Genomic DNA, 26,397 nt, shown 5'->3' on the forward strand with positions numbered 1-26,397 from the left:
ATGACCGATCTGATGGCGCAGGCGCAGGCTGCCGAGGTGCGAGAGCGCCGGCTGCTGCCCCTGACCGCCGCACAGCGGGGATTGTGGTTCGCCGAGACGCTCTCGCCCGACTACTCGGTCAACATCGCCCAGTACGTCGACATCCGGCACGAGCCGGGCGGTCTCGACATCGACCTGCTGGTGCAGTGCTGCTACGACGTGGGCAAACTCGTCGAATCGCCGTACATCCGGCTCGTCGAGGTCGACGGTGTCCCGATGCAGTACGTCGACGTCGACTACGACCAGCGCGTCGACGTCGTCGACCTGCGCGATGCCGACGACCCGGTCGCCACGGCCCAGGACTGGATGCGCCGTGAGTACCGTCGGCCCGTCGATCTGCTGAACGACCAGCTCATCGTGACCACGATGCTGCTCGTCGGCGAGGACCGGACCTTCTGGTACGGCCGCGCCCACCACATCATCGTCGACGGTTACGCCGCGCTCGGGATCGTGCGCCGCACCGTCGACCGGTACAACGCCCTGCGGCGGGGCGACGAGCCCACCGAGAAGGCCCCGGCGGGGATGGCCGAGATCGTCGAGTACGAGGACGCCTACCGCACCAGCGCACGCCGCGTGTCCGACCGCGAACACTGGCTCGAGCGGGTCGCCGACCTCCCCGAGGGCGTGACCCTGGCCCGGCACAAGGTCAAGGCACCGCTGTCGTTCGACAACATCGTCGCCGGTCACGAGCTCGACGCCACCCTGCAGACGCGGATCGACGAGCTGGCCCGCGAGGCCAACAGCTCGATCGCGGTGGTGCTGACCGCCGCCTTCGGCGCATTCCTGGCCAGGATGAGCGATGCCGACGACATCGTGATGAGCCTGCCGGTCACCGGCCGGGCCACCGCCCGCATCCGGACCGCGGGCGGGATGGTGTCCAATGCGCTCCCGGTCCGACTCCGCCGGGTGCGTGAGCAGACCGGGCGCGAGCTGGTCGCCGCCGCCCAGCTCGAGCTCATGGGGGCGCTGCGGCATCAGCGCTACCGCTCCGACGACATCCGGCGCGATGCGGGATTCGACGCCTCGTCGGTCACCTTCGGTCCGACCATCAACATGGTGTTCTTCGACGACGAGGTCGCGATCGACGGCACCACCATGGAGTACCGCATCCTCACCTCAGGAATCCTCGAGGATCTGCTGATCAACCTGTACCAGGCGAGCCCCGGTGCGCCGGTGGTGGTCGACCTCCACGGCAACCCGCATCTGTACTCGTCGACGCAGATGCACGATCACCTCGAGCGGTTCCTGATCTTCGTCGAGCGGTTCGTCGCAGACCTCGATGTCCGGGTCGACGACGTGGACGTCCTGCGGCCGGTCGAGCACACGGCACTGGCAGACCTCGAGACCGGTGGGCCGGGCCCGGTGTTCGCCCCCGACGCCGACCTGCTCGACGGTTTCACCGGCCAGGTGCGCGACCATCCGGACCGCATCGCGATCATCGAGGGCGAGCGGCACTGGACCTACGGTGAGTTCGATCTGCTCCGGCGCGTACTCGCCACATGGTTCGCCAGGAACGGCGTCGTGGCAGGCGATCGGGTCGCGGTGGTGTTGCCGCGCGGGATCGACCAGGTCGCGGCTATCTATGCGACCCTGACCCTCGGCGCCGCCTACGTCCCGGTCGATCCGGACCAGCCCGCCGCCCGCCGACGGTCGGTACTGGACACCGCGGCCCCCCGCCTGGTGGTCGACGCCGCCTTCCTCGAGACCGTGTTCGGCGAGGACCCGAGGTTCGACGCCGTCGACCCGCAGGAGGTCGACGCGCCCGACCGGTTCCGCCGGTACCCGTCGGGCCATGCCGCCTATGTCCTGTTCACCTCCGGCTCGACCGGTGTCCCCAAGGGGGTCGAGGTCTCCCACGAGGCGGTGCTGAACCGGCTCGCCTGGGTGCAGGAGCACTTTCCGTTCACCGCCGACGACGCGTTCCTGTACAAGACGCCGACCACCTTCGACGTGTCGGTGCCCGAACTGTTCTGGCCGCTGCAGGTCGGTGCGCGGATGGTCATCGCCCGACCGGGCGGGCATCGGGACCCCGACCATCTGCGGCAGCTCATCGAGTCCGAGTCGATCACGGCCGTGCACTTCGTCCCGTCGATGCTCGAGGTCTTCGTCGACGCGGTCGACGAGTCCACGGCGCTGGTCCCGCCGACCCTGCGCCGGATCATCACGTCCGGGGAGGCGCTCTCGCCGGCCCTCGCGCAGCGGGTACTCGACCGCGCCGACATCACCCTGATCAACCTGTACGGCCCCACCGAGGCCGCCGTCGACGTCACCGAGTACGTGGTGGAGCGTGACGTCCCGATCATCCCGATCGGGCGCCCCGTGCCGGGCACCGAGTTGCGCGTCCTCGATGCCAACCTGCGCCGGGTTCCGGTGGGTGTGCCCGGCGAGCTCTACCTGTCCGGCGTGCAGCTGGCCCACGGCTACCTCGGCGCCCCCGCACGCACCGCCGAGCGGTTCGTCGCCGACCCGTTCGCGACCGGCCGGCGGATGTACCGTACCGGCGACCTGGCCCGATGGGATGCCGACGGCCGCCTCGACTACCTGGGCCGCACCGACTTCCAGGTCAAGATCCGTGGCCAGCGCGTGGAACCGGGCGAGATCGAGGCCGTCCTGCTCGGCGATCCGTGCATCGACCACGCGGTGGTGGTGGTCCGCGCCGACGGCCCCTCCCCGGCGGTCATCGGCTACGTCAAATGCGCCGGCGCGCCGTCGGATTCGGCGACCCCCCACACCGATTCCCCCGGCACCGACTTCCCCCACACCGATGTCCCCCACACCGAGGCGCTGGTCGACCGGCTGTTGCGGGCCTGCCGCAAACAGCTGCCCTCGCACATGGTCCCCGCATCGATCGTGGTACTCGAGAAGTTCCCCACCACGGTCACCGGCAAGCTCGACCGTACGGCGCTTCCGGCCCCGGCGGCCCGCTCGCACACCTCGGTCTACCAGGCACCCCGCACGGCCGCCGAGGTCGCGGTGGTGCGGCTGCTCGAGGATCTACTCGGAGTCGGTCGGATCAGCTTGTCGGACAACATCTTCGCGCTCGGTGCGGACTCGCTCACCGCGGCCCGGCTGGTCGCCCGGGCACGGTCGGGGCCGGGTCTGGCGATCACGCTGGCCGATGTGTTCGACAGTGCGACCGTCGCCGATCTGGCGAGCACCGCGACACCACGGGGCGCCGACGAGCACCCGCCGCTCACCCCGATGCCGCGGCCGGAACGAATCCCGTTGTCGCACCCGCAGACCCGACTCTGGCTGATCAACCGGATGGACCCGTCCTCGGGCGTCTACAACATGCCCGGTGCCCTGCGGCTCGGTCCCGCCGTCGACACCGCGGCGGTCCGCGCCGCGCTGCGCGACGTCCTCGACCGCCACGAGGCGCTGCGGACGATCTTCCCCGAGGGCTCCGGCGAGCCCCATCAGCTGATCACCCCGACCGCGCAGGTCGACCTCGACGCCGACCAGGTCTTCGCGGTGACCGACGTCGCCCCCGATGCGCTGGCCGCGACGATCGGCGACGCTGCCGCAGCGGGTTTCGATCTCGTCGCCGACCACCCGACCCGGGTCCGGCTGCTGCGGGTCGTCGACGCCGCAGGGACCGTCACCGATCACGTCCTGGTGGTGGTGCTGCACCACATCGTCGGGGACGGGGCGTCGCTGGCGCCGCTGATCGCCGACCTCTCGACGGCCTACGCGGCGCGCTCGGCAGGACATGCGCCGCAGTGGCGGCCGTTGCCGGTCCAGTACGCCGATTACGCACTGTGGCACCGGGATCTGCTCGGTGACATCACCGACGAGCAGTCCCTGCTCCGCCGTCAGCTGACGTTCTGGCAGGACGAGCTCGACGGGCTGCCCGCCTTCGTGTCGCTGCCGACCGACCGCCCGCGTCCGGCCACCGGCAGCGGGCGCGGGGCGCATCTCGACGTCGATCTCGACCTCGAGACGTCGTCGGCGATCCGCGCACTCGCATCCGTCCAGGGGGTCACGACCTTCGCGGTGTTCCAGTCGGCCCTCGCCGCGGTGATGTCGCGGTTCGTGGGCAGCGGCGAGGTCCCCATCGGCACCGCCGTGTCCGGTCGCGACGATCCGCGGCTGGCCGACCTGGTGGGCATGTTCGTCAACACGGTGATCCTGCGTACCACCGTCGACCCCGCCGACACCGTCGGCGACCTGCTGCGCCGGGCGCACCGGGTCCGCGCGCGTGCACTCGGCAATGCCGACGTCCCGTTCGAGCAGGTCGTCACCGCACTCGGCGTGCGCACCTCGCGGTCACACGCCCCGCTGTTCGGCGTCGAGCTGGTGATGCAGGGCGATCACCTCGGCCGCCTGCTCGGCGGCCGTCCGACCGGGGCCCGACCCGCCGGGGACCGCGGACCGGCCGACGCCGTCATCGACGCCCGGGTGCCCGCAGCCAAATACGACCTCTCGGTGCATGTCGCCGACCCCCGCGGCTCCGCTGCGGCCACCCCGATCAGCATCGAGTTCACCTATGCGTCGGACCTTTTCGAGGAAGCGACGATCGCCAGATTCGCCGACGGTCTGATCGCGGTGCTGCGCGGGATGGCGCAGGCCGACGTCGATGCGGTCGGCGTCGCCGACCTGCTCCGGTGCTCGGCCGACGAGCTCGCACCGATCCGCGAATGGTCGCACGGTGCCGCCACCGACATGCCGGCCACCACCCTGCCCGACCTGATCGCCGCGGCCGTCGCCGCAGCCGGCGACCGGCCCGCGCTGATCGCCGGGGACCGCGTCGTCGACTACGCCGAATTCGGTTCCCGCGTCAACGGTCTCGCCCGCGACCTGATCGCCGCGGGGATCGGCCCCGACGACACCGTCGCCGTCGCCATCGACCGGTCGGCCGAACTGCTCGTCGCGATCCACGCGGTGGTCGCCGCCGGTGGCGCCTACCTGCCGGTGGCGGTCGACACGCCGGTCGAACGCGCGCAGTACATGGTGCGCACCGGTGGTGTGCGGCACCTGCTCGTCGCCGCCGGGCACACCCCGGGCTTCGCGGACGCTCTCGGACCGGCGGTGGCGGTGACCCCGGTCGACACCGCGATCCCGATCGAGACCGTCACCGCCCGCGGTGCGGCGCCGGTGACCGACGCGGACCGGCACGCCCCGCTGCGCACCGACGACGCCGCCTACACCCTGTTCACCTCCGGCTCCACCGGCCGGCCCAAGGGCGTGACCGTGAGCCATGCGGCGATCGGCAACCGGCTGCGGTGGATGCAGGACGCCCACCGGCTGACCGCCGACGACGTCGTGCTGCAGAAGACGCCGGTCACCTTCGACGTCTCGCTGTGGGAACTGTTCTGGCCCTTGATGACCGGGTCGACCCTGGTGATCGCCGAACCGAACCGGCACGGCGACCCGTCCTATCTGCGTCAGGTGATCAACCGTCACCGGGTGTCGGTGGTGCACTTCGTGCCGTCGATGCTCTCGGCCTTCCTCGACGCGCTCGACACCGTCGAGTTCGCGTCGATGGAATCGGTGCGGCTGATGTTCACCTCGGGGGAGGCGCTGCCCGCTCGGGTCGCCGCCGCGGTGCTCCGCGGACTCCCGACCACCCGCCTGCACAACCTGTACGGCCCCACCGAGGCCGCCGTGGACGTCACCGCCCACGAGGTGGTGGCGGGTGAGACGGTGGTGCCGATCGGCCGTCCCGTCGCCAACACCACCACCCATGTGCTCGGACCCCGGCTCGAGCCGGTCCCGCAGGGTGTGCCCGGCGAGCTGTACCTCGGCGGGGTCCAACTCGCCCGCGGGTACGCCGCACAGGGCGGGCTCACCGCCGAGCGTTTCGTGGCCGATCCGTTCGGTTCGGACGGGGCCCGGCTGTACCGGACCGGCGACCTCGTGCGGTGGAACTCGGCCGGGGAGCTGGAATACCTGGGACGCAACGACTTCCAGGTGAAGCTGCGCGGCCGCCGGCTCGAGCTCGGCGAGATCGAGGCGGCGCTGGTGGCCGTTCCCGGGGTGGTGCACGCCGCGGCGACGGTCGTCGACCTGTCGGCGGGCCAGTCGCTGGTCGCCTACTACGCACCCGATACGACACCACCGGCGACGGTCGCGCGGACACTCGCCGAGCACCTGCCGGACTTCATGGTGCCGACCATCTGGATGCCGCTGCCGGCGATCCCGCTGAACGCGGCGGGCAAGGTCGACCGCAAGGCCCTGCCGGAGCCGGTGATCACCGTCGCGGAGACGGTCGCGCCGAGCACCGACACCGAGCAGATCGTGGCCCGGGTGTATGCGGAGGTCCTCGGTGCCGATCACGTGAGTGTCACCGAGTCGTTCTTCGATCTCGGCGGGAACTCGCTCAGTGCAACCAAACTCGCGGCACGGTTGTCGGCGGAACTCGAATACGACATCACCGTCGCCGCGATCTTCGCCGCCCCGTCGGTGCGGGAGCTGTGTGATCATGCGGCCCGGCTGCACCGGCACCGCCGGCGCCGGCTCGAACCCGCCGACCATGACGGCGTCGCCCCGCTGTCGACGGTGCAGCGCGGGATGTGGCTGATCAACCATGCCGACCCGGACTCGCCGGCCTACAACGTCGCGATGGCCCTGCACCTGTCGGGAGCGCTCGACCGGGACGCGATCTCGGCCGCGGTCGAGGACGTGATCGCCCGGCACCATGCCCTGCGCACCCACTATCCGATGATCGACGGCGACCCGATCCAGACGGTGCTCGACACCGCCACCGCGCTCGAGCGGATCGAGCGACGGATGGACGAGCAGGGTCACGGCGACCCGGCCGCGGCGATCGCGGCCTTCACCGGCCGGGGATTCGACGTCACCGCGTCACCGCCGGTGCGGGTCCTGTTGCTGGCCACCGGCTCCGACGAGCACGTGCTGGTCGCGGTGGTCCACCACATCGCCGCCGACGGCATCTCGATGGGTCCGCTGGCCCGAGATCTCATGTCGGCCTACGCATCACGTGTCGGGGGAGTGCCGCCGAACTGGTCGGACATGCCCGTCGACTACCTCGACTTCACCCTGTGGCAGCAGGAGATCCTCGCCGGCACCGACGACGACGGGAACTCCGAGGCCCAGCGTCAGCTGGCCTACTGGACCCAGCGGCTCGCCGGCACCCCGGCCCGGCTGGAACTGCCCACCGACCGGCCGCGGCCCCGCACCCCGAGCTTCACCGGCGGTGCGGTCGACTTCGATCTCGACCCGGACCTGGTGGCCGGCCTCGAGGTGGTGGCGCGCGGGCACAATGCGACGCTGTTCATGGTGATGCAGGCCGCCTTCGCGCTGTTGCTGAGCCGGTTGACCACGCAGCGCGACATCGTCATCGGCACCCCGCACGCCGGCCGGGGCGAGGCCGAACTCGATGACGTCGTCGGCATGTTCGTCAACACCCTCGCCCTGCGTACCCAGATCCGTGACGACGAGAAGTTCGCCGAGATGCTGCACCGGGTGCGCGAGGACGATCTGGCCGACATGGCCTGTGCGGACATCGCTTTCGACACCATCGCCGATGCGGTGCTGACCTCGAGGCCGACCAGTCACAATCCGATCTACCAGGTCATGTTCGCCTTCCAGAACTTCACCTTCCCCACGGTGACCCTCGACGGCCTGACGGTCACGCCGCTGTCGGAGGAACTGACCGCGGCGAAGGTGGACCTGCAGCTGACGCTCTACCCACCGCAACCGGCCCCCCGTGCGGTGCAGGACGAGATCCCCCAGGAGGAACCGGCGATGAAGGCCCAGATGATCTATGCGGCCGATCTCTTCCGCCGCGAGACCGTCGAGCTCTACACCCGCCGCTACCTCCGGGTGCTCGAGGACATCGCCGAGAACCCGCAGGTCCTCGTCGGCGACATCTCGGTGACCACCGCCGAGGAGGACGCCGCGGCGGGCGAGGGAACCGACGACATCGCTGCGCTGCCGCTGCCGCAACTGGTCGACCTCGCCGCCCAGGTGGCGCCCGAGTCCGGTGCCGTCGGCCGCGACGCCGTCCCGGTGACGTTCACCGCGATCGCGGCGATGACCACCGCGATGGCGGCGGTGCTGCCGGACCGGGATTCGGCGCTGACCACCGCGCTGATGAGTTTGATCCCGACGCTCGCCGCCGATGGACCGGCGGCGCTCGGCGAGGTGCTCGAAGCCATCCGGTCCACCGCGACGGAGGTCGTCGCCGGCGGGAACCGTACACAGGTGAGGGAAGGAACGACTCAGACGTGACCGATGTCGATGCAGGAGCCACGGACATCTCTCGTGCCTGGGGCTCCCAGGCTACGACTCTTCACCTGATCGCCTTCGCCGCCGCGGCATCACCCGACACGGTTGCGGTGCAGGCGCCGTCGGGACCGGTCACGTTCGGCCGGCTGCACACGCAGGTCTCGGTGACCGCCGGGGTCCTCGCCGCCCAGGGACTCGACGACGCCGCGGCGGTGGGTGCCGCCCTCGCCGGTCTGCTCCCGACGGCCGGTCTCGAGCCCGCCCGCATCGCGGCGGCGACCCGGGAGGCGATCGCCGACATCCGCGCGCGCGCAGCCCGTCTCGCCGGAACCGACGATCTGTGTTCGCTGCCGGGCCTGTTCCGGTCGAGCGTCGCCCGCTTCGGTGATCGGGTGGCCGTCACCGACCTGTCGGGACGCAGCCTGACCTACCGGGAACTCGACGAGCGGTCGGCCGAACTCGCCGGGGCCCTGCTCGCCGCCGGCGCCGGGCCCGAGACGCTGATCGGCGTCGCCGTCGGCCGCACCACCGACCTGGTCGTCGCCCTGCTCGGGGTCCTGCGCTCCGGCGCAGGCTATCTGCCGCTGGACCGATCGCAGCCGATCGCCCGCATCCGCACCATCGTCGACGACGCGGCACCGCTGCTCGTGCTGACCGACACCGACTGGGCCGACGGCGGAGAAGATCTCGGTGTGCGGCTGACCACCGTCGGCCGCCTCGTCGGCGACGAGCAGGCGGCGGGGCCGGCCGCGACCGCCGAGTGGCGCGCCCCGGCGATCGACGACCGCACACCCGCCTACGTCATCTACACCTCCGGATCGACCGGCACACCCAAGGGCGTGGTGGTCACCCACGCCGATGTGGTCGCGCTGATGGCCGCCGCCGCAACCGAATTCGACTTCTCCCACACCGACGTGTGGACCATGTTCCACTCCTATGCCTTCGACTTCTCGGTGTGGGAACTGTGGGGACCGCTGCTGACCGGCGCCCGACTGCTGATCCTGGGCGAGGACGTCGCCCGCGACCCCCGGCGATGCCTGGAGGTGCTTGCCGAACAGCACGTCACCGTGCTCAGCCAGACACCGTCGGCGTTCTATCAGCTCGGTGACGCCCGCCGCCGCAACCCGGTCCCGCTGGACCTGCGCTACATCGTGTTCGGCGGCGAGGCATTGAGTTTCGAGCAGGTCCGCCGCTGGTACGACACCGAACCCGCGGGTGAGGCCGTGCTGGTCAACATGTACGGCATCACCGAGACCACCGTGCACGTCTCGCACCGTGCGCTCGACCCGGCGGTCGTCACCGCCGAGGACGCGTCGTTCATCGGCCATCCGCTGCCGTCGCTGCGCCTGCACCTCCTGGACTCGCGACTGCGGCCGGTACCGACCGGAGTCGTCGGCGAGATGTATGTCGCGGGTTCACAACTCGCACGCGGATACCTCGACCGCCACGGGCTCACCGCCGGCCGGTTCGTGGCCGACCCGTTCGCCGCGGACGGATCACGGATGTATCGCACCGGCGACCTCGCGCGCCGCGTGGGCGACGACATCGAGTACCTCGGGCGGGGAGACGCCCAGGTGCAGTTGCGTGGCTTCCGGATCGAGTACGGCGAGATCGAGGCCGCGATGCTCCGCGTCAGCGGGGTCGTGGCCGCGGCGGCGGCCGTCGTCGACCAGCAGGATCGGGGCGGCCTGCTCGCCGGATATGTGGTCGCCGCCGAGGGCGCCGACGTCGACGGTGCCGAGGTGCGCCGCTTCGTCGCGCGTGCGGTACCCGAGTACATGGTCCCCGACGTCGTCACGGTGATCGATCGGCTGCCCCTGACCGGCAACGGCAAACTCGACCGACAGGCGTTGCCGCGCCCGGTGATCGGGTCGTCGGGTGAGTCGGTCGAGCCGGCCACCGACACCGAACGCCGGCTGGCGGTGATCTTCGCCGACGTGCTGGGTCTCGACCGCGTCGGCGTCACCGAGTCCATCTTCGACATCGGCGGCAACTCCCTGCTCGCCGCACGGATCGTGGGACGCGCCACCGAGGAACTCGGCGTCGACCTCACCGTCCGTGATCTGTTCGAGGCGCCGAGTGTGCGCGAGCTGGCCGAGCGGTCGGCCGAGAGCGGTGCGGCGCTGCCGCCGATCGTCGCCGGTGACCGGCCCGAACGCATCCCGCTGTCGCTGGCGCAGCAACGGATGTGGTTCCTCAACCGCCTCGACCCCACCGCACCCACCTACAACGTCCCGGCCATCCTGGAGCTGACCGGCGATCTCGACGTCGCGGCCCTGCGGCGGGCGCTGGCCGACGTGATCACCCGACACGAGGTCCTGCGCACCACCTATCCGTCGGTCGACGGGGTGGCCCACCAGCATGTCCACGGGGTCGACGAGATCGCCTCCGCGATGGACTGGGCGGCCGTCGGCGACGATGCCGCGCTGCGTGCCGCGGCGACCACGGGTTTCGACGTCACCGCACAATGGCCGGTGCGCGTGCGTCTCCTGCGGCGGTCCGCATCCGAACACGTGGTGGCATTGGTGTTGCACCACATCGCCTGCGACGGCGAGTCGCTGCAGCCGCTGGTCGCCGATCTGCTGACCGCCTATCGCGCCCGGATCAGCGGCGCAGAACCCGATCTCGTCCCGCTCGCGGTGCAGGTGGCCGACCACGCCGTCTGGCAGCAGCAGGTCCTCGGCGACACCGCCGACCCCGATTCGCCGATCGGTGCGCAGCTGTCCTACTGGGCCGACCGGCTCGACGGCGTCGCCGAGGTCATCGAGATCCCCACCGACCGTCCCCGGCCGGCGGTTGCCTCGCACCGCGGAGCACGTGTGGAATTCACCGTGCCGCAGTCGGTCTCGGAGCGCGCCGAGCGACTGGCACGCACTCATGACGCCTCGGGTTTCATGGTCGCCCATGCCGCCCTCGCCGTCCTGCTGGCACGGTTGTCGGCGTCCACCGACATCGTCGTCGGCACCCCGATCGCCGGACGCGGCCAGTCGGTGCTCGACCCGGTGGTCGGCATGTTCGTCAACACTCTGGCCCTGCGCACCGACGTTCGCCCAGATATTTTGTTTGCCGAACTCATCAGTGCCACACGCGATGTCGACCTCGCCGCGCTCGCCAACGCCGACGTCCCGTTCGAGGCGGTGGTGGACCGGGTCGATCCCATCCGCTCGGCGGCATTCGCCCCGCTCGCCCAGGTGTGGCTGGCCTTCGACCAGTCCGCCACAACAGATCTCACCACGGTGACACTCGAGGTCGGCGACGCCGGCGGCTTGCGGATCCGGGCCGCCGAACCCGACGACCTGCCCAGCAAGGTGGACCTCACGCTGGGTATCGCGGTGGGGGAGAACCGATGGCGGGGAACGATCGGCTATGCCACCGACCTGTTCGACGAGGCGACCGCGCGGCAGTTCGGTGAGCGGTTCGTCCGGGTGCTCGACGCCCTGACCGCCCATCCCGAGCTGCCGGTGGGTGCCGCCGACATCCTGTCCGCCGCCGAGCACGACGCCCTGGAGGCCGCCGCGGCCGGTCCGCGGCCCACCCTGCCCGAATTCGATGTCCCCCGGTCGGATGTGACCGAGCTGATCGGTGCCGGTCTGCGTGACGGTGATCCGGGGCGGACCGTCGTGACCGCCGCGGGCCGCACCCTCACCGCCGCCGGGTTCGGTGCGCGGGTGGCCGCCCTGGCCCATCGGCTGATCGCCGCCGGTATCGGTCCGGATGATGCGGTGGGCGTGTGTATCCCGCGGTCGCCGGAACTGCTCGTGGCGATCCATGCGGTGGTGTGTGCCGGTGGTGCCTATGTGCCGATGGACCCCGACGCCCCGGCCGCCCGGATCGCCCACATGGTGGCCGCCACCGGCGCGGGACACATCCTGGTGGGCCCCGACGGTGCGCCGCCGGCCGTGCGCGCCCTGGTCGGCGATGTCCCGGGGACGCGGGTGCTCTCCGTAGACCCCGAGACCCCGATCGCCCCCGACATGGCGCTGCCGACCGCGGCGGAGCGGCGCGGGACGATCCGCCCCGACACCGCCGCCTACATCCTGTTCACCTCCGGCTCCACCGGTCAGCCCAAGGGCGTCACCGTCAGCCACCGGTCGCTGGCCAACCTGCTCAGCTGGTTCGGCACCCTGAGTGACGATCCGCGCACCGAACGCGTCCTGGTCAAGACCCCGGCCACCTTCGACGCCTCGGTGTGGGAGCTGTTCTGGCCCGTGATCTCCGGTGCCACCGCGGTTCTCGCCGGACCCGATGCCCATCGCGACCCCCGCGCGCTGCGTGCGGTGATAGCTGCCGAGCAGGTCACGATGGCCCAGTTCGTCCCGTCGATGCTGGCGGTCTTCCTCGACGACGCGGTGGCACAGTCGGATCCCGATGGCATGTCCTCGATCCGTACCGTGTTCACCGGCGGCGAACTCCTCGCCCCGGCCGTGGCACGACGTGCGCTGGAGGCGATCCCCGGCGCACGCCTGATCGACCAGTATGGGCCCACCGAGGCCACCGTCGACGCCACGATCGCCGAGGTCGCCTCGGACACAACCCATCCGGGTATCGGCCGCCCGGTCGCCGGTACCACCGCTCGGGTCCTCGACACCTACCTGCATCCGGTCCCGGTCGGCGTCACCGGTGAGCTCTATCTCGGTGGTGCGCAGGTCGCCCGCGGCTATGCCGGGCAGCCGGGACTCACCGCCGAGCGATTCGTCCCCGATCCCTTCGGTACCGATTCTGCGGGAGATTCCGGCGGGCGCCTCTATCGCACCGGCGATCTCGTCCGGCGACGCGCCGACGGATCGCTGGAGTACGTCGGGCGCAGCGACTTCCAGGTCAAACTCCACGGCCAGCGGATCGAGCTCGAAGAGGTCGAGTCCGTCCTGGCCGGTGCCCCCGGGGTGGCGGCGGTGGCCGCGGCCGTGGTGGCCGGTCCGGCCGGTGACGTGCTGGTCGCGCACGTGGCCGGCGTCGCCGGTGGCGCGGTGGACGTGGACTCCCTGCGGTCCTTCGCCGCCGAGAACCTCGTCGAGTTCCTCCGCCCGTCGATCTGGCAGCTCCGGGACAGCCTGCCCCGCAACGCCTCGGGCAAGGTCGACCGCTCCGCGCTACCCGCACCGGAGTTCACCGTCGACGACGTCGTGGCACCGGCGAGTACCGCGGAGCAGGCTGTCGAGGCGGTGGTCGCATCGGTGCTCGGGGTGGCGCAGGTGTCCGTGACCGCCTCGTTCTTCGATCTCGGCGGCAACTCGCTGGCCGCCACCCGGGTCGCCGCGCGGACCGCGGCCGCCCTCGGCGTGGACGTGTCCGTCCGCGACGTCTTCGATGCGCCGTCGGTGCGGGAACTGGTCGCCCTCGTCGCATCCCGGGGGGCGGGTCTGCCCCCGGTGCGGCGCGTCGACCCGCGCCCGGCGCAGGTGCCACTGTCGTTCGCGCAGCGCCGGATCTGGTTCATCAACCAGTTCGACACCGCGTCACCGGCCTACAACCTGCCGATCGGCCTGCGGCTGCGTGGCGCGGTCGATCTCGATGCCCTGCGCCAGGCGGTCGGCGACGTCGTCGAGCGCCACGAGGTGCTGCGCACCACCTTCCCGTCGGTCGACGGGCATCCGGTGCAGCAGATCACCGATCCCGCCACCGCCCGCGCCCGGCTCGACTGGGCGGTCGTCGACGACGTCGACGCCCTGCATGCCTCGGCGGCCACCGGTTTCGACGTCGCCACCACACACCCGCTGCGCGTGCGGGTCGCGCCGGTCGCCGATCCCGGGTCGGGAGACCGAAAGCCCGACGACCGGGAGTGCGTACTCCTGCTGGTGATCCACCACATCGCCGGTGACGGCCAGTCGATGCGGCCGCTCGTGACCGACATGGTCGGCGCCTACCAGGCGCGGGCCAGGGGAGTGGCTCCCGAGTTCACCGACCTGCCACTGCAATTCGCCGACCACGCGCTGTGGCAGCACGAGGTGCTCGGCACCCCGGACGATCCGGCATCGCTCGTCGCGGCACAACTGGACTTCTGGCGTGCGAGGCTGGCCGGGCTGCCCGACCTGCTGCCCCTGCCCACCGACCGTCGCCGCCCGCCGGTCGCCTCACAGCGCGGCGCCGAGGCACACTTCGCCATTCCCGCGGAGGTGGGCGCACTCGTGCGCGGTGTCGCGGCCGCGAACGGGGTCACCGAGTTCATGGTGATCCACGCCGCGCTCGCGGTGTTCCTGTCGCGGATGAGTGCCACCGACGACATCGCCATCGGCACCCCGATCGCCGGACGCGGTCAGGCCGAACTCGACGATCTCGTCGGTATGTTCGTCAACACCCTGGTGCTGCGCACCGTCGTGGACCCGGCTGCGACGTTCGCCGGGCTGCTCGGCTCGGTCCGCAGCACCGATCTCGATGCGTTCGCCCACGCCGACGTCACCTTCGAGGCCGTCGTCGACGCCCTCGACCCGACGCGGTCGGAGGCATTCGCGCCGCTGACCCAGGTCCTGCTCACCTACCAGCCGGAGCCGCCGGACGTCGACACCGTCGCCGCCCGCCTCGACGGGCTGGAGGTGGAGATCCTCGACATCGAGGAGACCACCGCCAAGGTCGACCTGACGATCGGGATCGGCGCCGCACCCGACGGGCCGTGGTCCGGTGTGGTCAACTATGCGACCGATCTCTTCACCGCCGACGGGATCTCGGTGCTGTGCAACCGCTTCGTCATGGTGCTCGGTGAGCTCGTGGCCGCGCCGGAGCGCGCGGTCGGCGATGTCGCGGTGACCACCGCCGGCGAGACCCCGGCACTGACCCCGGTGGGCGGTCGTGCGGGTACCGATCCGGTCCTGCTCGCCGACATCTTCACCGACGCCGCGCGACGGCACCCCGATCATCCGGCCGTCACCGACGCATCCGGCACGCTCACCTATCGTGAGCTCGACGAGGCGTCGAATGCGCTGGCGCGCATGCTGATCGACCGTGGCGCGGGACCAGAGAGCCTGGTCGCCCTCGGCATCGGCCGGTCGACGACGCTGATGACCGCGATCTGGGCGGTCGCCAAGACCGGTGCCGGGTACGTGCCGATCGATCCCGACTACCCGGCCGACCGTGTCGTGTCGATGATCGAGGACTCGGGTGCGGCGATCGGCCTCACCGTGTCCGCGGCAGGCGAGCTTCCCGGACACGACATCGACTGGATCACCCTGGATTCCGATCCGGTGGCCGCAGAGGTCGCCACCCGGTCGAGGGCGCCGATCACCGACGCCGACCGCCTCGGTTCGGTCGGCATCGACTCGCTCGCCTATGTCATCTACACCTCCGGCTCCACCGGCCGCCCGAAGGGCGTGGCCGTGACCCATCGGGGGCTGCTCAACTTCGCCACCGAGGAGATCCGGCGGGCGGATTCGGCCACCGGAGCCCGGGTCCTCGGCTTCGCGTCCCCGAGCTTCGACGCCTCGGTACTCGAATACCTCCTCGCCTTCGTCGGCGGCGGCACACTGATCTACCGGGCCGCCGACGTCGTCGTCGGCCATGACCTCGCGGAGTTCATCGGGGCCCGACGGATCACCCACACCTTCCTGACCCCCACCGTCCTCGCCTCGCTCGACCCCGCGACCCTGACCACCCTGCGCACCGTCTACGCCGGCGGCGAGGCCGTCCCGGACTCCCTCGTCGAGGCCTGGGCGCCCCACATCCGCATCCAGAACCTGTACGGCCCCACCGAGACCACCATCGGCATCACCATCGGCGCGCCCCTGCGGTCCGGTGCCCCGGTCACCCTCGGCGGACCACTGGACGGCGTGGGACTGACGATCCTCGATTCCCGACTGCACCCGGTACCGGTGGGTGTGCTCGGCGAGCTGTACGTCACCGGACTGCCGCTGTCCCGCGGCTACCTCGCCCGGCCGGGTCTCACCGCGGAGCGATTCGTCGCCACACCGTTCGGGGCGCCCGGCGAACGGATGTACCGCACCGGTGACGTGGTGCGCTGGGTGCGCGATGCCGACGGCGACCTGACCGTCGCCTACGGTGGCCGCAGCGACGACCAGATCAAGTTGCGCGGGTTGCGGATCGAGCTCGGCGAGATCGAGAGCATCCTCGCCCGCCACGACGCGGTCGAGACCGCCGTCGTCGTCGGCATCACCGCCGACGGTGCCGTCGCCGACAGCGGCGAGTCCGTGGTCGCCGCGCTCGCCGCCTATGTGGTGGCACCCCGGGGAACCGATGTCACCGATCTGCGCGGACATCTCGAACGCGACCTGCCGGTGTTCATGGTGCCGTCGAGTTTCACCGTGCTCGAAGCCCTTCCGCTCACCCCGGTCGGCAAACTCGATCGCCGCGCACTGCCGCGTCCGGTCCTCGACCTCGGTGAGGGGTACGTGGCGCCGGCCGGACGGATCGAGCAGACCCTCGCCGGGATCGTCGCCGGTCTGCTCGGCCTGGACCGGGTCGGGGCCACCGACTCGTTCTTCGCCCTCGGCGGCGACTCGATCATGTCGATCCAGTTCGCGTCGGCGGCGCGCTCGGCAGGCGTCGATCTCACCCCGCGTCAGGTGTTCGAGCATCGCACGATCCGGTCGATCGCGGTGGCCGTCGCGCGTGCGGACAACCTCCTCGACACCGTCGCAGAACCCGCCACCGACGCTCCGGTTCCGTTGCCGCCCATCGTGTCCTGGATGCTCGAGCATTCCGACACCCCGGACGACCACGCCGACTTCTCCCAGTCGATGGTGCTCGTCGCACCCGACGGACTCACCGGCGACGACCTCGCCCGCACGCTGTCGGCGGTCGTCACCGCACACCCCATGATGTCGGCGGCGCTGCTGGACACCCACCCCCACGAGACCACCGGGGTGGCCACCCCGATGCTGGTGCCCGGACGTCGGTTCGACGCCGGCCACGCCGTCACCACCGTCGACGTGGCGGCCGCCGTCGCCGACGCCGGGTTCGCCACCGCGGTCGTCGCCGCCTTCCGGACGGCCTCGGCCGCACTCGACCCGACCACGGGCCGGCTCGTGTCGGCGGTGCTGGTGCGCGGTACCGACGGTGCCCGAATCGTTCTGGTGATCCACCACATCGGCATCGATGCCGTGTCGTGGCGGACCGTCATCACCGACCTGGTCACCGTCTGGGCGGGCGGGCCGGGCACCGAACCGGCCGGCGAGGTGACCTCCGCGCGCGCCTGGACCGCCGCACTCGCCGAACGCGTCGGAGACCGCACGGCGGAACTGGGGTACTGGCTGGACCGCACCCCGCAGTCGCCCACCGACCTCGGTGCGCGACCGGACCGGCGACGCGACCGGATGAACACGCTGCGTCCGGTGGTGCGACGCGTGGCCACCGAGATCACCGAACCCCTGCTCGGCACCGTCCCCGCCGCATTCGGCGGCACCGTCAACGATGCACTGCTCGCCGCCCTCGGCCGCGCGGTCCGCTCCTGGCAGGCCGCACACGGCATCCCCGACCACCGCCCGGTGTCGGTGCTGGTGGAGCGCCACGGCCGCGAAGAGGGTGTCCTCGAACAGGGGACGCATCCGGTCCGGGCCGACCTCGCCCGCACCGTCGGCTGGTTCACCACCGTCGCCCCGGTACGCCTGCCCGTCACCGACGATGTGGCCCACACGGTGAAGGCGGTCAAGGAAGAACTCGCCGGAACACCCGACGCCGGAATCGGATTCGGCCTCCTGCGTCACCTCGCCGACACCGAGCTCACCGGTCGCCCGCTGCCGTCGATCGCGTTCAACTACCTCGGAAACGTGGCGGGCACCCCGGCCGCGACCACCGGCGCGGACGGCGCCCAGCCGGCCACCGGCCCGTTCCTGCCCGACCCGACGGCACCCCGACTGCCGGCCACCGCCACCGGCGCGATGGCATCGACCGGCCTGACCGTCACCGTCGGAACCGTGATGGGTGCCGCGGGCCGCGAGTTCAGTGCCGAGTTCGCCGCACCCGCCGGGATGCTCGACGACACACTCGTGTCCGACCTCGCCGACCGGTGGTCGGCGGAGCTGGCCACGATCGTCGCCTACGTCGAGGAGGTCGGCGATCCCGGTCTGTCGCCGTCGGACGTCGTGGGCGTCACGGTGTCCCAACCGGATCTGGACGATCTGGCGGCACGGTACCCGGGTGCGGCGGTGTGGTCGTTGTCGCCGTTGCAGCGCGGCCTGTACTTCCAGTCGGAGCTGGCGGCCGGCGGACGCGCCACCGGCGCCGTGGACGTCTATGTGGCACAAGCGGTCCTGTCGTTCACCGGTGCGGTGGACGTGGCGCGGTTGCACGCCGCGGCACAGGAACTGCTCGCCGCCCACCGGGCGCTGCGGTCGGGGTATGTGCGCACCGGCTCCGGTGCGGTCGTCGCGGTGGTGCCGGAGGCGGCGGAGGTTCCGTGGCAACTGATCGAACTCGACACGCCCGCCACCGAACTCGACACCACCGATCTCGACTCCACCGATCTCGATGCGACGGTCGCCGAGCTGGCGACGGCACAGCGGGTCGAGCCGTTCGATCTGAGCGCGCCGCCGCTGATCCGGTTCGCCGTCGTCCGCGCGGGTGACCGGACCCGGCTGGTGGTGACCAGCCACCACATCCTGCTCGACGGATGGTCGTCACCGCTGATGCTGGCGGACCTGATGGCGCTGTACGCGACCGGGCAGACCTACACCGGAACCCTCGGTGCCGGCCGCGGAGGCCGGACCGGTGGCGACTACGCCGACTTCCTGTCCCATGTGGCGCGGTCGGACACCGCGGCCGGTCTGACCGCATGGCGGGAGGTGCTCGCCCCGGTCGAGGCGCCGACGCTGGTCGCCCCGGGACACGAGGCGACCCTCGACGAGCTGCCGCGCGATCATCTCCGGAGCCTCACCCCGGAGCTGACCGCATCGATCGAGGCCACCGCCCGCGAACAGGGCGTGACGGTGTCGACGGTGCTGCAGTTCGCGTGGGCGGTGCTGCTGTCCCGGGTGACCGGTCGGCGGGTGGTGTCCTTCGGCGAGACGGTCTCGGGCCGACCGGCCGATCTCGACGGTGTCGAGTCGATGGTGGGGCTGTTCATCAACACCCTGCCGTCGGTGGTCGACGTCGACCCGGCGGCGTCGGCGGCGCAGGTGCTCGCCGCGATGCAGACGGCCAAGGTGTCGGTACTCGACCACCAGCAGATCCCGCTGCCGGAACTGATGGCGGCGGCCGGACACGGGCAGTTGTTCGACACGCTGGCGGTGCACGAGTCGTACCCGGTGAACACCGACTCGCTCGCCTCGGCGGCCGTGGGCGGACTGCAGATCGGTGAGATCACCGCCACCGATGCGACGCACTACCCGCTGTCGATGGTGACCGGCATGGCCGGTGACCACCTCGAGGTGAAGCTGAAGTACCTGCCCGCGGCCTTCGGAGACCGCCAGGTCGAGGTGTTCACCGATGCGCTGGTCCGCATCCTCGAGACCGTGGTCGCGGCTCCCGATGCGCCGACCGCCGCGATCGCCCTCGCCGACCCGCAACGGTACCGGCGGTCACTGCGCACCCCGGTGACCGACACCGTGAACTCCGGTGCATCCCTGGTGGATCTGTTCACCCGGTCGCCGGCCGCAGGGACCACCGCGATCGCCGTCTCCGACGGTGTTCGCAGCCTCACCCACACCGAGCTCGACCGGCGATCGTCGGCCGTCGCCGACGCGCTCACCGTCCGTGGCGTCCGGCCCGGTGATCTCGTCGCCGTCGCCCCGGCCCGCACCGTCGATCTGGTGGTCGCGATCCTCGGCGTGCTGAAGGCCGGCGCAGCCTATCTGCCGCTGGACATGACCAATCCGCCGGAACGGCTGGCCTACATCCTCTCCGATGCGGCACCGCGGATGGTCCTGACCGACGCCTCGACCGCAGATGCCGAGCTGTGGACCCGGGTACCCGATGCCGTCACCGTCGCACGGATCGCCGATCTCGAGGCCGAGACCGAAACCGGCGCCACGGCAACGCTTCCCGCACGAACGATCCCCGCCGACGGTCGGGCATACGTCATCTACACCTCCGGTTCCACCGGCCGCCCCAAGGGCGTCGAGGTGACCCACCGTGATGTGGTGACCCTGATGGACACCGCCGCAGGCGACTTCGACTTCCGTGCCGACGACGTGTGGACGCTGTTCCACTCGTATGCCTTCGACTTCTCGGTCTGGGAACTGTGGGGACCGTTGTCCACCGGCGCCCGGATGGTGCTGGTCGACCGGGACCTCGCGCGCGATCCGGCACTGTTCCTCGATCTCCTCGACCGCGAACGGGTGACGGTGCTCAGCCAGACCCCGTCGGCGTTCTACCAGCTCGCCGACGCACGCCGGCGCGATCCGCGGCCGCTGCCGCTGCGCTATGTGGTGTTCGGCGGCGAACAGCTCGGCTTCGACCACGTCCGACGCTGGTTCGACGACAACCCGTCCGACACCGCCGTCCTGGTGAACATGTACGGCATCACCGAGACCACCGTGCACGTCAGCTTCCGCGAACTCGATCCGGCCACGGTGTCGGCCGGCGACGCGAGCTTCATCGGGCGTCCGCTGGCATCGCTCGGCATCCACCTCCTCGATACCCGGCTGAACCCGGTCCCCGAGGGCGTGATCGGCGAGATGTACGTCACCGGTGGGCAACTCGCACAGGGCTACCTCGGCCGCAGCGACCTCACCGCCACCCGGTTCGTCGCCGCACCGTTCGGTACCGGCGAACGCATGTACCGCACCGGCGATCTCGCCCGGCGCATCGGCGACGACATCGAGTACCTCGGCCGCGCCGACGCCCAGATCCAGTTGCGGGGCTACCGGATCGAATACGGCGAGGTGGAGTCGGCGCTGCTGTCGGCACCCGGTGTCGCCGCGGCCGCCGCAGCGGTCGTCACCCTGCCCGAGCGCGGCGACGTCCTGGTCGGCTATGTCGTGGCCGAACCCGGCTCTGCTGCTGCCGAACCCGGCTCGGCCGCGGACCGGGCAGAACCTCTCGACGCCCAGGAGATCCGCCGATCGGCGGCCGCCCATGTGCCGGGATACATGGTGCCCGACCTCGTCGTCACCGTGGACGCCCTGCCGTTGACCGCCAACGGCAAACTCGATCGTGGCGCGCTCCCCACGCCGGGATCGGGCTCGGCCGCAACCGAGTTCGTCGAGCCCGGGACCGCCGCGGAGCAGGCGGTGGCCGCGGTCTTCGCCGAGGTCCTCGGCGTGGAACGGGTCGGTGCCACCGACTCCTTCTTCGACCTCGGCGGCAACTCGCTGTCGGCCACCCGGGTGGCCGCACGCACCGCCGAGGCACTCGGCGTGGACGTCTCGGTGCGCGACCTGTTCGAGGCGCCGTCGGTGCGCGCGCTGGCCGAGACACTCGGCGGCCGGGGCGATGCACTCGCCCCCATCGTCGCGGTATCGCCTCGACCGCAGCAGATCCCGCTGACCTTCGCACAGCAGCGCATGTGGTTCCTCAACCGGTTCGACCCGATGGCGGCCACCTACAACATCCCTGCCGTGCTGCGCCTGACCGGTGCCGTGGACCTCGACGCCCTGCGGGCGGCGGTGGTCGACGTCGTCACCCGGCACGAGATCCTGCGCACCACCTTCCCCGCCGTGGACGGGGTCGCATGCCAGTACATCCACCCGGCCGGCGAGATCTCCGAGCGCCTGGACTGGCAGGTGGTCGACTCGCCCGCCGAGATCGAGACGGCCGTCGCCGCCGGATTCGACGTCACCGCCGATCCGGCGTTGCGGGTGCGCGTCGCGGTACTCGGCGACGACGAGTACGTGCTGGCCCTCGTGGTGCATCACATCCTCGCCGACGGCGAGTCGATGGCACCGCTGATCACCGACCTCGTCACCGCCTATGCCGCCCGGAAGGACGGGCGCACACCACGATTCGAGCCGCTGGCGGTGCAGGTGGCCGACGTCGCGATCTGGCAGCATTCGACGCTGGGCGATCCCGCCGACGCCACCTCGGTGCTCGGCCGGCAGCTCGACCACTGGGCGCGGCAGCTCGACGGGCTGCCCGACGTCCTCGAACTCCCCGCCGACCGGCCTCGACCGGCGCTCGCCTCACACCGCGGTGGTCGTGCCGAGACCCGGATCCCGGCCGAGGTGGGCAGGGGAGTCGTCGAGTTGGCCCACGAGCGGGGTGTCACCCCGTTCATGGTGGTCCATGCCGCCCTCGCGGTGGTGCTCGCCCGGATGTCGGCGACCGACGACATCGCCGTCGGCACCCCGATCGCCGGCCGCGGCCGGTCGGTGCTCGACCCACTGGTCGGCATGTTCGTCAACACCCTGGTGCTGCGCACCGGAATTCGGCCCGAGGCGACCTTCGCCGCGGTACTCGACGACGTCCGCGCCGGCGATCTCGATGCCTTCGCCAACGCCGACGTCCCGTTCGAGCTGCTCGTCGAACGACTGAATCCCACCCGGTCGGAGGCATTCTCGCCGCTGGCCCAGGTGATGCTCTCCTTCGATCCGGCCGCCTCCGCCGACGACGTCCTCGCCGCCATCACCGAGCCGGTGATCACGCCGGTGGTCTCGGAGGCACCGCCGGCACAGGTGGATCTCTACATCACGGTGTCGAGTGCGGCCGCGGGAACCGACTGGCCGCTGTCGGTGGTCTATGCCACCGATCTGTTCGACGAGCCGACCGCACATCGGCTGGCCGACCGATTCGCCGAGGTGCTCGGCGCACTCGTCGCCGACCCGGCGACCTGCGTCGGCGACGTGGAGATCATGAGCCCGGCGGAGACGGCCACCGAGGCCGGCCGTGAGTCCGGCGGTGAGATCGCACTCCCCGCCTTCGGTTCGGTGGCCGATGCCGTCGCCGCACAGATGACGGCGACACCGGATGCCACCGCGCTGCTGGTCGGTGACCGTCGGATCACCTACGCGGAGTTCTCCGCCCGCGTCGCCGTCCTGGCCCGGCAGTTGCGCCGGCTCGGCGTCGGCCCGGATGACGCCGTAGGTCTGTGCATCCCGAGATCGGCGGAGATGGTGGTGGCCATCCACGCGGTGATCGCCGCAGGCGGCCAGTACGTCCCGATCGACACCGGTGCACCGGCCGATCGCGTCGAGTACATGGTGTCGACCGCACGCGTCGGTGTCGTCATCGTCGCCGGGACGGTGCCGCCGTCGATCGCCGCACTCGAGCGCATCCGGTGTGTCGAGGTCGATTGTGACGGTCCGTTCGACCCGGCCACTCCCGCCCTCACCGACGCCGACCGTGTCCGCACCGTCCGGCCCGACGACGCCGTCTACACCCTGTTCACCTCGGGCTCCACCGGGCGCCCGAAGGGTGTCACCCTGACCCACGCCGCGGTCCTCAACCGCTTGTGGTGGGGCCTCGACGAACTGCCGATCGACGCCACCGACCGGGTGATGCTGAAGACGCCGTACACCTTCGACGTGTCGGTCCCGGAGCTGTTCGCGCCGTTGATGGTCGGTGCCACGATGGTGGTGCTGCGTGCCGGCGGGCACCTCGACCCGATCCACGTCGCCGACGAACTCGCCCGCACCCGCACCACGATGGTCCACTTCGTGCCGTCGATGCTGGCGGTCTTCCTCGACGTGGCGGGGGAGGATCGGGTGCGATCGCTGAGGTCGGTCCGGATCGTGTCCACCACCGGTGAGGCGCTGCCGCCGTCGGTGGCCGCGCGGCTGCGTGCCTGGATGCCGCAGGTTCGGTTCTACAACCTGTACGGCCCCACCGAGGCGGCGGTCGAGATCACCTACGAGTCGATCGAGACCGTCGAGGCGGGCGCGTCGTCGGTGGCCATCGGTGTGCCGGTGTGGAACTCGTCGGCGGTCGTCCTCGACGGACGTCTGCGGCGGGTGCCGCCCGGAGTGCCGGGCGAACTGTATCTGGGCGGCGTCCAGCTGGCCCGGTGTTATGCCGGACGCCCCGACCTGACCTCCGAGCGGTTCGTCGCCGATCCGTTCGGAGCCGGCGGGACGCGGCTCTACCGCACCGGTGACCTCGTCCGCCGTCGGCCCGACGGGGTCCTGGAGTACCTGGGCCGCACCGACTTCCAGGTGAAGCTGCGCGGCCAGCGCATCGAACTCGGCGAGATCGAGGCCGTGATGGCATCGGCACCCGGCGTGGTGCACGCCGCGGCGACGGTGGTGGACTCACCGCACGGCGGGCAGCACCTCGTCGGCTACGTCGCCGCACCCGGCGGTCGCCCGGTGGACCTGGAAGCCGTGAAACAGGCGGTGGCACAGTCGCTACCGGAGTACATGCGTCCGACCACCTGGATGGTGCTGACCGAGGTCACCCTCAACAGCGCGGGCAAGCTGGACCGGAAGTCGTTGCCGGTGCCCGAGTTCTCCGCCGTGGAGTACATCGGGCCCGCCACCCCGGCGGAGGAGATGATCGCCGATGTCTTCGCCGAGTTGCTCGGCGTCGATCGGGTCGGTGTCACCGACGACTTCTTCGCGCTCGGCGGCAACTCGCTGTCGGCGATGCGCCTGGCCGCCCGGGTCGCCGACGTCGTCGGCTCGCAGGTGTCGGTCCGCGATCTCTTCGAGGCCCCCACCGTGCGGACCCTGGCCGCACACGTCGCCCACGGGGCGGGAGGCTCGGAGCCGATCACCGCCGTCATCCCACGGCCGGACCGGATCCCGCTGTCCTTTGCGCAGCAGCGCATGTGGTTCATCAACCAGTTCGACCCCTCGGCGCCGACGTACAACATCCCCGTCGTCCTCGAACTGTCCGGCGCGCTCGACGTCGACGCCCTCGGGCATGCGCTCGTCGACGTCGTGATCCGGCACGAGATCCTGCGGACCACCTTCCCGTCCGTCGACGGGGCACCGGTCCAGCAGGTCGACGATGCCGCGACGGTGGCCGCTCGCCTGGACTGGCAGGTCGTCGGCTCACGTGCGGAACTGGAGGCCGCGCTGACCGCCGGCTTCGACGTGAGCACGCGATGGCCGGTGCGGGCACGCCTGTGGCGCAACGCCGCCGGCGCACACCTGCTCGGCGTGGTGGCCCACCACATCGCCGCCGACGGACAGTCGATGGCCCCGCTGATGACCGATCTGATCGTCGCCTACGCCGCGCGGATCGCCGGTGAGGCACCACGATTCGAGGCGCTACCGATGCAGTTCGCCGATGTGGCGCTGTGGCAGCACCGGGTGCTCGGCCGGCCCGACGATCCGGACTCGGTGGTCGGTGCGCAGCTGGCCTACTGGCTCGACCGGCTGTCCGGGGTGCCCGACGTACTCGACCTGCCCACCGACCGCCCGCGGCCCCCGGTGGCCTCGGGCCGTGGTGCGCGCGTCACCTTCGAGATACCGGCCGAGGTGGCCGACCGGGCCGCGGCGATCGGCGCCGACCACGGCAGCACCGCCTTCATGGTCGCCCACGCCGCCCTGTCGGTGCTCCTCGCCCGGCTGTCGGCGACCGACGACATCGCCGTCGCCACCCCGATCGCCGGGCGTGGCCGGCGCGAACTCGACCCGCTCGTCGGCATGTTCGTCAACACCCTGGTGCTGCGCACCGGCGTGGATCCGGCGGTGAGTTTCACCGATCTGCTCGGCCACACCCGCACCGTCGACCTGGACGCCTTCGCCAACGCCGACGTGCCGTTCGAAACCCTCGTGGAGAAGATCAATCCGGTGCGGTCGGAGGCATTCGCCCCGCTCGCCCAGGTGATGCTGACCCTCGATCGTTCGGCGATCCCCGGTGTCACCGATCCTTCGGTCGGCATCCCGGCAGGCGAGCACGCCGGACTCGCGATCTGTGCACTGCCGGCACCCGTGGTGGCGGCGCAGGTGGATCTCGCGATCGGACTGACCGTCGGCGAGCGGGGCGAGAGTTGGTCCGGGACACTGATCTACGCCACCGATCTCTTCGACGAACCGTCCGCACAGCGCTTCGCGTCGTCGTTCTCCGACGTGCTGCGCGCGGTCACCGCCGACCCGCAGATCGCGGTCGGCGACGTGGCCCTGCTCGACGACCGGGAACGCCGGGACCTCGACGTGTGCTCGCGCGGTGCGCGGACCCGCTACGCCACCGGCACCGTCGCCGACGCCGTGGCCGCCACGATCGCCGCCGCGCCCACCGCGGTGGCCCTGCACCACGAGGGTCGCGAGGTGACCTACGGCGAGTTCGGTGAGCGCATCGATACCCTTGCGCGACAACTCATCACACTGGGTGTCGGTCCCGACGTCGCGGTGGGCGTGTGCCTGCCGCGGTCGGTGGAGATGGTCGTGGCGATCGCGGCGGTCG

The 26,397-nt window shown here is 71.2% G+C and carries 2 protein-coding genes (1 of these 2 cut by a window edge); both read left to right on the forward strand.

The genetic code is table 11. From position 1 onward, the window contains the following. Complete coding sequence (locus tag Q9K23_RS19360) at positions 1-8,232, forward strand: non-ribosomal peptide synthetase (RefSeq protein WP_305950243.1); 8,232 nt, start codon at positions 1-3, stop codon at positions 8,230-8,232. Then, positions 8,229-26,397: the start of a non-ribosomal peptide synthase/polyketide synthase gene (locus tag Q9K23_RS19365; protein WP_305950244.1), read on the forward strand. Its footprint extends 22,208 nt past the window's final position; 18,169 of the gene's 40,377 nt are visible here — the first part of the coding sequence; the start codon lies at positions 8,229-8,231; the stop codon falls past the right edge of the window. Before Q9K23_RS19360 ends, Q9K23_RS19365 begins: the two co-directional genes overlap by 4 nt.

Origin of the sequence: Gordonia sp. NB41Y (assembly GCF_030718915.1) — a bacterium.
Lineage (GTDB): Bacteria > Actinomycetota > Actinomycetes > Mycobacteriales > Mycobacteriaceae > Gordonia > Gordonia desulfuricans.

What these genes read in the sequence shown, in the direction of transcription:
- Q9K23_RS19360 (WP_305950243.1), top strand. Translation starts at nt 1, where the DNA reads ATGACCGATCTGATGGCGCAGGCGCAGGCTGCCGAGGTGCGAGAGCGC.